Origin of the sequence: Oceanobacillus rekensis (genome assembly GCF_002153375.1) — a bacterium.
GTDB lineage: Bacteria > Bacillota > Bacilli > Bacillales > Amphibacillaceae > Oceanobacillus > Oceanobacillus rekensis.
Genome location: NZ_MTBQ01000001.1, coordinates 188180 through 200573, shown reverse-complemented (window position 1 = coordinate 200573; position 12394 = coordinate 188180). Strand labels below are relative to the sequence as shown.

Below are 12394 nucleotides of genomic sequence, written 5' to 3'. Positions count from 1 at the left end.
AATTATCTCTAGTCTTGGTAAGCTTATGATAGAAATATAATACAATACGTAAAGGATGGGTGTACGATGGATTTCAATTTGTTTATGCAAGATGTCGTAGAAGCTGCACGAAAAGATATAAAAGAAGCAGGATACGAGGAGCTTAGAAGTCCTGAGGATGTGGATACTGCACTAAATCGTGAAGGTACTACACTCGTTATGATAAATTCAACATGTGGTTGTGCAGGTGGAGTAGCACGTCCAGCTGCATTAAATTCCATTCATTATGATAAACGACCAGATCATCTGGTAACTGTTTTTGCTGGTCAGGACCGTGAAGCAACAGAAAAGGCTCGTGAGTATTTTGAAGGATTTCCACCTTCTTCTCCATCGTTTGCTCTTATGAAAGATGGTAAAATAGTTACCATGTTGGAAAGACATGATATTGAAGGGCATAGCGCAATGGATGTGTCAAGCAAATTACAAGGATTATTCGAGGAAAACTGTAAAGAAGTGTAAGACTGTTGTGTTTTAGTATTTTCATATTACCAATAAATGAGGCTGCCATTGTACAATTGACAGCCTTATTTTATACCCTTTCATACATATGTTTTTACAAGGAGACATAAACGTGAAGATTGGCTACCGTACAATAAAAACAGCAATTGGCACACCTGTCTCTATTTCGATTGCACAATTACTTGGATTGTCAAATTTTGTTTCGGCAGGTATATTAACTATGCTATGTATCCAGCCTTCCAGAAAACGATCTTTTTATAGTGCCTGGCACCGATTCTTTGCCTGTATCATCGCAAGTTTATTCGCATTCTCATTTTTTGAATTACTTGGCTATAATCCTTTGGTTCTTGGCCTCATGCTGATATTATTTATTCCGACAATTGTTTTATTTAAAATTACTCCCGGTATATCAACTAGCTTGGTTGTAACCTTAAATCTATATAGTTCAGCAAATATTACTTTGTCAACGTTAATTGATCAATATTTATTGATCATAGTAGGTATTGGTACAGGTTTATTACTGAATTTGTACATGCCTAGCTTGGATAAGACCTTAAAAGAAAATCAGGAAAAACTGGAAGGAAATTTTAAAGTCATTTTATATGAATACTCACGTTACTTACGTTATAAGGATATCAGCTGGAAGGGAAAAGAAATTGCTGAGAGTGAGGAAATGCTATATAAGGCAATTAACCTAGTGGAAAGAGATAGGGAAAACCATCTTTTAAGGAATAAACATCCCTATCTTGATTATTTTAAAATGCGCGTTAAGCAATTTGAATTGCTTAAGAATATGCTGCCACTTGTGACGAATCTACCAAATACAAATTTCATTTCTGAGAAAATAGCTGACTTCTTTGAGAGATTATCAGATTCTGTTCATCCAGGAAATACGGCAGTTATCTTTCTTGATGAATTAAGGGAACTTCGCTATGAATTCAATAAAGTGGATTTGCCCTCTACAAGAGAGGAATTTGAAACAAGGGCAAATTTATTTCAGTTGCTGCACGAAATAGAAAATTATTTAGTTATAAAACATAAGTTTAAGAAAAGTGATGTTAAACAACATAAGAAGGATAGAAATAAGTAAAGACTGGTACTTGGATAGACCATATCTTTACTTCACTTATTTAAATAAACATAGCTAGGCCATATGTGAATGTCGATAATAGCATCAAGATAATCATAATATATACAATAATTTTATTTCTCCGTTCGCGTTTCGAACGTTTCTTCGGAGCGGATTTGTGATTTACATTTGCAGCCAAAATGGTTCCTCCTTTATAACATTACTTATCATACATTCTATCGCGAAAATTAACTCTGGACAAGTGTTAAAAAATAACTGAAAATAGAATTAATAATAAAAATTCAAATTAAAAAATGGAGGTATTATGAATGCCAGAGAAAAAGAATGACTTATCTCAAAAAAATCAATGGGAGCATTCCGTTGCGGAAACATTAAAGCGCTTTCCTGAAAGAGAAGAAACATTTACGACTTCTTCAGATATCGAAGTTAAGCGATTATATGAATCAGAAAATTATCCAGATGATGTTAGCTACCCGGGGCAGTATCCATATACTCGCGGTATACAACCAACCATGTATCGAAGTCGTTTCTGGACAATGCGACAGTATGCAGGCTTCGGATCTGCTAAAGAGACGAATAAACGTTTCCGCTATCTACTAAATCAAGGCCAGACTGGACTTTCTGTAGCTTTTGATTTACCAACACAAATTGGTTATGATTCCGATGATTCTATGTCAGAAGGGGAAGTCGGAAAAGTAGGAGTAGCAATCGACACGTTAACAGATATGGAGACACTCCTTGACCAAATACCACTTGATAAAGTTAGTACTTCCATGACGATTAATGCACCTGCATCTGTTTTACTATGTATGTATATTGCTGTTGGTGAAAAACAGGGTGTTCCGTTAGAAGAGTTAACCGGAACCATTCAAAATGATATTTTAAAAGAATACATCGCAAGAGGAACATACATATTCCCTCCAAAGCCATCCATGAGATTGATCACTAACATTTTTGAATTCTGTCAAGAAAATGTACCAAAGTTCAATACGATAAGTATTTCCGGTTACCATATTCGGGAAGCAGGAGCAAATGCTGTTCAGGAAGCTGCCTTTACGATTGCTAATGGTATGGCATATGTCGATGCAGCAATTGAAGCCGGTCTAAAAGTTGATTCTTTTGCACCAAGACTTGCCTTTTTCTTTAACGCACATAATAATTTCTTTGAGGAAATAGCTAAATTCCGAGCGGCGAGAAGAATTTGGGCGAAAATTATGAAGGAACATTATCATGCAACAGATCCCAAAAGCTGGAAATTACGATTCCATACCCAGACAGGTGGCTCTACTTTAACCGCGCAACAACCAGATAATAACATTGTTCGCGTCACATTACAGGCATTGGCAGCTGTAATGGGCGGGACGCAAAGCCTTCATACCAACTCACGTGATGAAGCTTTATCTTTACCGACTGAAGACTCGGCACGAATTGCACTTAGAACCCAACAAATCATTGCACATGAAAGTGGTGTTGCCGATACAATTGATCCATTAGGCGGCTCATATTATGTAGAAGCACTAACAGATGAAATGGAACAGAAAATAAAGGAATATCTTGATCACATTAAAGACATAGGAGGTGCTGTTCAAGCAGTAGAAGAGGGCTATATGCAACGGGAAATCCATCAAAATGCATATGAAATACAGAAACGAATAGAAAAAGAGGAAGAGATTATTGTTGGTTTAAACAAATTCCAATTGAATGAAGAAGTTAATCCAGATCTATTAAAGGTAGATGAGAAATTAGAAAAATCTCAAGTAGAATGTTTACAAGACATTCGCGATTTTCGTGATCAAGATGTTGTTGATAAAATCTTGGCAGAATTAAAGGAAAATGCAAAAGACTCGGAAATAAATTTAATACCTACAATTTTGAATGCGGTAAAAGCCTATGCATCTGTCGGTGAAATTTGTAATGTATTACGTGAGGAGTTTGGAGAATATACAGGTATATAAGGGGAACCGCACTATTTATACGAGGGGGAAAGAAAATGAAAAAAATACGTGTACTAGTAGCAAAACCGGGTTTGGATGGACATGATCGGGGAGCATTAGTAATTGCGCAGGCACTGCGAGACCATGGGATGGAAGTAATTTATACTGGATTACGTCAGTCACCGGCGCAAATTGCGCAGGCGGCAGTCCAGGAGGATGTGGATGTAATCGGGCTTTCTTCATTGTCTGGTGCTCACCGGACATTGTTTCCAAAGGTGCTTCAGGAGCTCGACGACCGAAATGCAAGTGATATCCCTGTTATTGGTGGTGGAGTTATACCAAGTGAAGACATTCCATATCTTCTGGACAAAGGAATTAAGAAAATTTTTACAAGTGGGTCATCGACCGAATTATTGGCAACATATATCATGGAAATGATTGATCCTAAGACAAGTTCGAAAAAACCGCCAAAACAAATTTCTCATATTGGGATTGCAGTGGAAAATATTGATGCAGCACTTTCATTCTATACGGATTCCTTGGGACTTGAACTTGAGGCAGTCGAAAAAATAGAATCGGAGGGAGTAAAAGTTGCTTTTATTAAAATTGGCGAATCCCGTTTGGAGTTGTTGGAACCCCTAAATGAAAAGTCTGCAATAAGGAAATTTCTTGATAAAAAAGGAGAAGGAATCCATCATATTGCACTGGAAGTCGGAGACATTCGTACAAGACTACAGCAATTGAAACAGCAGGGAATTCCATTGATTAACGAAGAAGCAAAAACTGGTGCCAGAAATAGTCAAATAGCTTTTATCCACCCTAAAACTGCAAATGGGGTCCTATACGAGTTGTGCCAACATGAAGGAAGTGATGATTGATGGACATGTTCGATAAGATCAATGAGTTATATGATAAACGAAGACAGGTTCAGCTTGGCGGTGGGGATGGGCGTATCGAAAAACAACATGATAAAGGGAAAATGACCGCAAGAGAAAGGATAGACTATTTACTGGATGATGGAACATTTGTTGAACTTAATCCATTTATCGAAACAAGGTCATCTGATTTCGGCATTAATAATGATGCTAAAGGTGAAGGCGTTGTGACCGGCTACGGTAAAATCAATGGTCAATCCATCTATTTATTTGCCCAGGATTTCACCGTTTATGGTGGTGCTCTTGGTGAAATGCACGGTAAAAAAATTGCTTCCGTGATGGATTTGGCAGCAAAAAATGGTTTTCCTTTTGTCGGCTTAAATGATTCGGGTGGAGCAAGGATTCAGGAAGGTGTATCATCCTTGGATGGATATGGCCATGTCTTCTATCGGAATTCCATCTATTCTGGTGTCATACCTCAAATCTCTGTCATTATGGGGCCGAGTGCTGGGGGTGCTGTCTACTCTCCTGCACTAACTGATTTCGTTATTATGGTTGAAAAAAAGTCGCAAATGTTTATCACCGGACCTAAGGTAATTGAAACAGTGACAGGGGAGCAAATCTCAGCAGAAGATCTTGGTGGCGCATATATACATAATTCCAAAAGTGGAAATGCTCATTTTCAGACTAGTTCTGAAGAAGAAGCATTGAATACTGTTCGTCAGTTGATTGATTATTTTCCAGCAAACTATAAGGAAAAGTCCAAAAATATATCCATTGTATCGGATGATGAATTACGTCCCGAATTAACGGATCTGGTACCATTTAACGCACTAAGACCATATGACGTAAAAAAAGTAATTGAACAGGTAGTTGACGAGAGCAGTTTTCTCGAAATCCATCGTAATTTCGCCAAAAATATTGTTGTTGGCTTTGCTAGAATAAAAGGAGAAACAATCGGCTTAGTTTGTAATCAACCAAAGTTTTTAGCAGGTAGTCTGGATATTGATTCCAGTGATAAAGCAGCACGTTTTATTCGTTTCTGTGACTCCTTTAATGTCCCGATCATCACATTTGAAGATGTAACTGGCTTCTTCCCGGGCGTGAAGCAAGAACATGCTGGTATCATTCGCCACGGTGCTAAAATCCTTTATGCCTATTCGGAAGCGACAGTACCGAAAATCACTGTTATTACGAGAAAGGCTTATGGAGGTGCATATGTTGCCCTTAATAGTAAATCCATTGGAGCGGATCTAGTATATGCATGGCCAAATGCTGAAATTGCTGTAATGGGACCTGAGGGTGCAGCAACTATTATTCATGCAAAGGAAATTGCTGAAAGTAAAAATCCGGAACTACTTCGGCAGGAAAAAATTGATTCATACCGGGAAAGGTTCGCAAATCCTTATGTTGCTGCAGGACTTGGAATGGTGGATGATGTCATCGACCCAAGGGAAACAAGACTTAAGTTAATCCAGTCATTAGAAATGTTGCGCAATAAACAAGAAGAACGCCCAGCGAAGAAGCATGGAAACATCCCACTCTGACACTCCCACATCTAAATAAGTGGGGTTCTAACAAACGCTTGCTTCTCTTAATTCGTACGCTTGCAGTTTTGGCAGACTCACACACTCTACACTTAAAAAGTGGACGGCTTCGGAATTAAGTGCTGACATGAATAAACATAAGGTTTAAAGGTCTCATTAGAACTTTCACAGTCAAAGTAACAGATGTTTCTTTGACTGTTTCTTTTGTCCTTACAGACTCCCGGTGGTATCACACCGCTAATAAAGCTTATTTATAAAGCAACCTTTGTGTTTTTTAGTTGGATTCCGGAATTTAATACGATGGTAGCTTTTCTTTCAATTCTTTTGATTTCTTTGTGATTGAATGTGCACATCGCAAAATGGCTACTAAGATTTTGTATTTTTCATTCCGTAAAAGCTTGATTTTTTCTTCTTTCTTTTGGTTTTCATAATAGGAAAGATTTTTTGAAACAGCACGAAGGTTTCTACGCTTTTTTCTATATAATTTCGTACGCTTAAATTTGTTTCTCTCGTTTCAGAAATCCCCATTATAAATCACTCTACTGATTTCTAAATCGCGTTTAATAGCGCGTACATAAGCAGGATTTGTCTCCATTTCAATCGTTAAAACAAAGGATCGCGTCGTTGCTTTTGCCATTTCTAAAGCCTCCTTCACGAACTGATATTTGTACCAGACCTAAAGGAAATGGTTTTTTTTGCTTAAAATCTGTAAAAAATATACAACTTATAGTAGCCTATATATTGGGAGGTTTTAAAATGATAAATGTAAATCAAGAAAGATTAGTGGAAGAATTTATTGAACTCGTCCAAATCGACTCGGAGACTCGGTTTGAAAGTGAAATTGCTGGCGTACTTAAGAAGAAATTTTCGGGGCTAGGTCTCGACGTATATGAAGATGATAGTAAAGAAGAAACGGGACATGGCGCAGGTAACTTAATATGTACCCTCCCAGGTAATCTAGAAGGAGCAGATTCAATTTATTTCACATCCCATATGGATACAGTGGTACCAGGTAAAGGTATCAAACCTATCGTTAAAGATGGCGTTATTACTTCAGATGGAACGACCATACTCGGCGCGGATGATAAAGCTGGGTTAGCTGCAATGCTTGAAGCTATCCGCCTAGTAAAAGAGAATAAGATAGAACATGGTGATATCCAGTTCATTATCACTGCTGGTGAAGAATCTGGATTGGTCGGCGCAAAAGCTCTTGATCACTCCTTGATACATGCAAAATATGGCTATGCACTCGACAGTAATGGAGATGTCGGTGATATCATCGTTGCAGCACCGACACAAGCGAAAGTATATGCCATAATTAAAGGAAAAACAGCACATGCAGGTGTAGAGCCAGAAAAGGGTGTATCGGCAATTACACTTGCAGCGAAGGCAATATCCATTATGCCTCTTGGGAGAATTGACGAGGATACCACAGCAAACATCGGCCGTTTTGAAGGTGGTAAGCAAACAAATATTGTTGCTGATCATGTAGAAATTTTGGCGGAAGCTAGATCTCTAGTACCTTCAAAAATGGAAGAACAGGTAGCTAAGATGAAAGAGGCATACGAAAAAACTGCAGAAAAGTATGGTGGATCAGCAGAAGTAACAGTTACAGTAATGTATCCTGGTTACAATCAGAAAGAAGGAGACCAGGTAGTGGAAGTTGCAAGACTTGCAGCAAAATCCATTGGAAGAGATAGCAAACTTCTGAAAAGTGGTGGTGGTAGTGATGCAAATGTAATTGCTGGTTTAGGAATTCCAACAGTAAACCTTGCTGTTGGCTATGAAGGCATTCACACGACAGATGAGAAAATTGCTATCAATGATCTAGTTAAAGTTACCGAGTTAGTTACCGCTATCATTAAAGAAGCATCGACAAAATAATCCAGGTCCCCCTTAAGTTTTTTATGCTTAAGGGGGTTTGTGTTTATGTTATAATTTAGCTAATAATATTATAAAAGGATGTAATTTTAATGGATGTCTCAGCGAGGAAGAAAGGCCGGATAATTTTTCATATCGATATGAATTGTTTTTATGCCTCTGTAGAAACGGCCTATAATCCGAAACTGAAGGGTAAGCCATTAGCAATTGCAGGAAACCCTGAGGAGCGTAAGGGAATTATTGTAACAAGCAGTTATGAGGCAAGGGCTAAAGGTGTGAAGACCACAATGACAATTTGGCAGGCAAGAAAACTCTGCCCTGAATTGATTGTGATGAAGCCAAACTTTGATCGTTATCGTCATGCATCTAAAGCGATTTTCAAGATGCTTTCTGAAATCACCCCATGTGTCCAGCCCGTTTCAATTGATGAAGGTTATCTGGATGTTACAGAAACAGAAAATCTTGGTAATCCATTGTACATCGCTCAAAACCTTCAGCAAAGAATCTTGAATGAGTTAGATATTCCTTGCAGTATAGGCATTGCACCAAATAAATTTCTTGCTAAAATGGCTTCAGATATGAAAAAGCCACTAGGTATAACTATATTGAGAAAAAGAGAGATATCACAAATACTTTGGCCATTATCGGTAAGTGAAATGTACGGAGTAGGGGAGAAGACTGCAAAGAAATTAAATTCCATTCATATCGAAACAATTGGAGATCTGGCAAGTAAAGATGTTTATGAACTGAAACAATTACTTGGTATTAATGGCGAAAGACTTAAAGACAGGGCAAATGGAATTGATACGAGACCAGTAGACCCTGATGCGATTTATGATTTTAAAAGCATTGGCAGCTCACAAACTCTTCCAGAAGATACTACCGACTGGGATATAATTACTAAATTAATGAATCTGTTGGCAGATAATGTTGAAAGAAGAATGAAACGCAAAGAGGCTGCAGGTAAAAGTGTACAAATTATGATTCGCTATCACGACCGCAAAACGATAACAAGAAGTAAAAAATTACAAAACTATATTGATAGTAAGTCAGACATTCTTCTGATAGCAATGGAATTATTTAAAAAACATTGGAATAATGATCCAGTCCGTCTACTAGGAATTACCGTTCAGGACGTGGAAGAGAAACGAAATCTTGGCCAGCAGCTTGATATTTTCACTTATGAAGAAGCAGTCAAAAAGGAAAAACTCGACTCAACCATTCATTTACTTTCAGAAAAATACGGGAAAAATACCTTTAAACAGCTTAAGGAAACAGAAAATAACGATTCCGAGCAACCAAGGACAAGCTTCCAAAAGGATTTCCTGGATGATTATAAACACTAAAAACCCCTCACAGTATACAGGAGCGGGTTTTTAGTGTTTATTTCATGAAATTTTTAATAACCTTAGATGCCAACTTACTGCCTGGATAGCGAAAAGGTATATCAAATTTTGTTGTTTGTTTTAGAATGCTTTTCTTATGGGAAAATGTATCAAAACTGTACTTACCATGATAGGATCCCATACCACTATTTCCTACTCCTCCAAACGGAAGATGTGGATTTGCGAGATGATATAAAGTATCATTGATGGAACCTCCACCAAATGATACATATTCCATCACCTGCTGCTGCATTTTTTCACTCTCACCAAAATAGTACAGGGCGAGAGGCTTTTCCATACTTTTAATATTGTACAGGGCATCTTCAATATTCGTAAACGTAAGCACTGGTAGAATCGGGCCAAAGATTTCCTCTTTCATCATGGAATCTTCCCAAGTTACTTTATCTAAAATGGTTGGTTCGATCATCAATGATTCCCGATTCGTATTACCACCATGTAACACATTACCTTCTAAAAGAAACTTCTCAAGTCTATCAAAATGCTTTTCGTTGATAATTCTTGTGAAATTTTCATTTTTCAATGGTTCTTTTCCATATAATACTTTCACATATTTTTTCATAGTTTTTAAGAGTTTAAACTTAACTCTTTCATGCACATATACATAGTCTGGAGCGACACAGGTTTGTCCAGCGTTTGTAAACTTACCCCAAACAATTCGCTTGGCAGCTAAGTTAATATTTGCATCTTCATCTACTATTGCTGGGCTTTTCCCACCTAATTCGAGTGTAACAGGTGTCAAAAATTCACTTGCAGCCCTCATAACAATTTTACCTATTCGAGAACTTCCAGTAAAAAAAATATAGTCAAATCGCTGTTTCAGCAATTGCTCACTGGTCTCCTGCGCTCCTTCAATCACCGTAATATAGGAGCTATCAAACGTCTGATTCATCATATCTGCAAGAATTGCTGAAGTTGCTCGGGCATGTTCTGATGGTTTAATGATGACACAGTTGCCTGCAGCCATAGCACCAATGACAGGGGCAAGAGCAAGTTGTAATGGATAATTCCATGGGGAAATCACCAGTACAACACCAAGTGGTTCTTTCATAATATAGCTTTTTGATCCTTTATGGGTAAGGGGGGATAGTACTTTATCCGGTTCCATCCACATCCTTAAATTCTTTATCGTAAGGTCAATTTCTGAATAGAGCATCCCAAGTTCGGTTGTGAGCGTTTCGTGGCTTGATTTATTTAAATCTCTTTTTAATGCTCGGTAAATTCTATTTTCATTATTTTTAAGCATATCTTTAAGTTTGTGTAACTGATTTTTGCGAAACTCATAATCCACCGTATTACCATTCAAAAAGAATGAACGCTGATCAGTTACAATTGTTTCAGTGTAATCCATAGAAACGACTCCTCTAGTTATGGTTATCTATTTCAAATTCAAAGAAATCTTTTGCAAGGTATGTAGTAGGGAATATATTACGAGCTTCTAACAATATGTTTTCTTCATCTTCCTGTTGGTAACGGGATGATATATGAGACAAAATTAACTGTTTCACATCACTCTTTACAGCAAGTTCTGCTGCCTGTGTATTGGTTGAATGAAAATAGTCACTTGCAAGATCTGATCTACCATGCATGAATGTAGCTTCGTGAACGAGAACATCTGAATCCTTCACAAATGAAACATGTGCATCCTTTGTCCTTGTATCACCCATTATCGTAATCACTCTGCCTTTTTTACTCGGACCAATAAAATCTTTTTGGTGGAGAGAGGTACCGTTTTCTGTAATGACTACTTCGTTTTCTTTAATTTCTCGGTAGATTGGCCCAGGCTGAATCCCAATTTCCTTTAATTTAGCTACTAGAAGTTCACCTGGCTTATCTTTTTCTACCACTCGGTATCCATAGCTTTCTACCCCGTGGTCAAGTTGTTTCGCATATACAGTAAATTTGTCCTCGTCAAGAATCATTCCCTCCTTTAACTCTACAATACTTAAAGGATAAGTAAGATGAGTTCCACTTATACGAAGACTTGTTTCAATAAATTCCTTGATTCCACAAGGACCATATACAGTTAGCAATTCATCTCCAGCCTGGAAGGAACGACTACTTAATAAACCTGGCAGCCCATAAATATGATCACCATGTAAATGGGTTATGAAAATCTTATTTATTTTTCGTGGTTTTATTGAGGTTCTCAGTATTTGATGTTGTGTTGCTTCACCACAATCAAATAGCCAGATGCTATTTACTTCCTGTAATACGGATAATGCAACAGAAGTTACATTGCGTTCTTTGGATGGTACACCTGCACCTGTACCAAGAAATGTTAATTGCATATTCATCCTCCATTTGTAACCCCATTCCAGCTATTACAATTATAATATACTTCTATACATGAGAGCTGTATTAGGCACATCTGTAAAAATACCGTCACACCCCAACAAAAAACAATTCATCATATGGGAGGGTTTATTAACGGTATATACACGCAGTGCCAAGTCTCCCTGTTTACATTGCTGAACAAGAGCTTTATTGATTAAACGATATTTGACATGAAGCGCATTAGCACCAAGAATTTTTGCATAGTCGGCAAGATCCTTTCGTTTCCTTGAAGTTAATAATGCGACACCAATCGTTTCATTTATAGGTTTTAAACGTTTCACGCTTTCATGGTTAAATGTTGATAGTGTAGTTCGTTCCAATAATTTATAGTGTTCTACCATTTCATAAACGATCTTTTCAATATTACTATAATCTATTTTACTGTTTTTCAGTTCAATATTTAACTCTAAAGGCTTATCAATGATCCATTTTAAAAATTCTTCGAGTGATGGGATGGACGTACCAGCAAACTCATCTGAAAACCATGACCCAGCATCAAGCTGGCTTAATTCATCAAAAGTATAGTCTTTAACATAGCCACTATGACCTGTCGTTCGTTTAACATGTTCATCATGAATCAGCACAGGAATATTGTCTTTGGTCAATTGTACATCTGTTTCAATTCCCTCAGCTTTCATTCTATATGCCAGTTCAAAAGCAGGCATTGTATTTTCAGGAGCATACTTACTGGCACCCCGATGAGCTATAATTTGAGTCATCCATAATCACCTCTACATGTAATTGTGTTTTATTTTATGAAATAAGTCAATTTCCACTAGCAGAAAATTGGGTACTATTCATTAATAATGTAATTTTATGTACAATTCTC

General features: G+C 37.4%; 12 protein-coding genes. 7 read left to right on the top strand and 5 right to left on the bottom strand.

What is annotated here, in order from left to right; translation table 11 throughout:
* Window positions 1–66 precede the first annotated feature (66 nt).
* The gene (locus BV906_RS01070; RefSeq protein WP_087971624.1) at window positions 67–498 is read left to right on the top strand and encodes a BrxA/BrxB family bacilliredoxin; all 432 of its coding nucleotides are present in this window, start codon (window positions 67–69) and stop codon (window positions 496–498) included.
* Between the two features lie 112 nt (window positions 499–610).
* Window positions 611–1588, top strand: coding sequence for an aromatic acid exporter family protein (locus tag BV906_RS01065; protein WP_176330236.1), 978 nt, complete (start codon window positions 611–613; stop codon window positions 1586–1588).
* A 40-nt stretch (window positions 1589–1628) separates the two neighbouring features.
* On the opposite strand, the gene prli42 is transcribed toward BV906_RS01065, so the two are convergent.
* Window positions 1629–1766: a stressosome-associated protein Prli42 gene (gene prli42, locus BV906_RS19065; RefSeq protein WP_140321941.1), complete on the bottom strand. Its 138-nt coding sequence runs from the start codon at window positions 1764–1766 to the stop codon at window positions 1629–1631.
* Window positions 1767–1896: 130 nt separating this feature from the next.
* Between prli42 and BV906_RS01060 the strand changes: the two genes are divergently transcribed.
* From BV906_RS01060 to BV906_RS01050, 3 genes are read left to right on the top strand one after another with little or no spacing between them, the layout of a single operon-like run.
* On the top strand, window positions 1897–3543 hold the full coding sequence (locus tag BV906_RS01060; RefSeq protein ID WP_087971622.1) for an acyl-CoA mutase large subunit family protein: 1647 nt from the start codon (window positions 1897–1899) through the stop codon (window positions 3541–3543).
* Between the two features lie 35 nt (window positions 3544–3578).
* Window positions 3579–4400, top strand: a complete 822-nt coding sequence (gene mce / locus BV906_RS01055) for a methylmalonyl-CoA epimerase (protein ID WP_087971621.1) — start codon at window positions 3579–3581, stop codon at window positions 4398–4400.
* On the top strand, window positions 4400–5944 hold the full coding sequence (locus BV906_RS01050; protein WP_087971620.1) for an acyl-CoA carboxylase subunit beta: 1545 nt from the start codon (window positions 4400–4402) through the stop codon (window positions 5942–5944). Before mce ends, BV906_RS01050 begins: the two co-directional genes overlap by 1 nt.
* 514 nt (window positions 5945–6458) lie before the next feature.
* On the opposite strand, the gene BV906_RS19980 is transcribed toward BV906_RS01050, so the two are convergent.
* A complete protein-coding gene (locus BV906_RS19980) occupies window positions 6459–6581 on the bottom strand; it encodes a hypothetical protein (RefSeq protein ID WP_281254099.1) in 123 nt (40 codons plus the stop codon).
* Window positions 6582–6700: 119 nt separating this feature from the next.
* On the opposite strand from BV906_RS19980, the gene BV906_RS01045 reads away from it, so the two are divergent.
* The gene (locus BV906_RS01045) at window positions 6701–7828 is read left to right on the top strand and encodes a M20/M25/M40 family metallo-hydrolase (protein ID WP_087971619.1); all 1128 of its coding nucleotides are present in this window, start codon (window positions 6701–6703) and stop codon (window positions 7826–7828) included.
* An 89-nt stretch (window positions 7829–7917) separates the two neighbouring features.
* Complete coding sequence (locus tag BV906_RS01040) at window positions 7918–9171, top strand: DNA polymerase IV (RefSeq protein ID WP_087971618.1); 1254 nt, start codon at window positions 7918–7920, stop codon at window positions 9169–9171.
* A 37-nt stretch (window positions 9172–9208) separates the two neighbouring features.
* Here the strand turns inward: BV906_RS01040 and BV906_RS01035 are convergent, their stop codons facing one another.
* Genes BV906_RS01035 through BV906_RS01025 form a run of 3 tightly spaced genes read right to left on the bottom strand, consistent with a single transcriptional unit; the run spans window position 9209 to window position 12284 of the window.
* The gene (locus BV906_RS01035; protein WP_087971617.1) at window positions 9209–10579 is read right to left on the bottom strand and encodes an aldehyde dehydrogenase; all 1371 of its coding nucleotides are present in this window, start codon (window positions 10577–10579) and stop codon (window positions 9209–9211) included.
* 13 nt (window positions 10580–10592) lie between these two features.
* The gene (gene rnz, locus BV906_RS01030; RefSeq protein WP_087971616.1) at window positions 10593–11519 is read right to left on the bottom strand and encodes a ribonuclease Z; all 927 of its coding nucleotides are present in this window, start codon (window positions 11517–11519) and stop codon (window positions 10593–10595) included.
* 39 nt (window positions 11520–11558) lie between these two features.
* Window positions 11559–12284 carry a glycerophosphodiester phosphodiesterase gene (locus tag BV906_RS01025; protein WP_087971615.1) on the bottom strand — a complete coding sequence of 242 codons (726 nt, stop codon included), beginning with the start codon at window positions 12282–12284 and terminating at the stop codon, window positions 11559–11561.
* Window positions 12285–12394 lie beyond the last annotated feature (110 nt).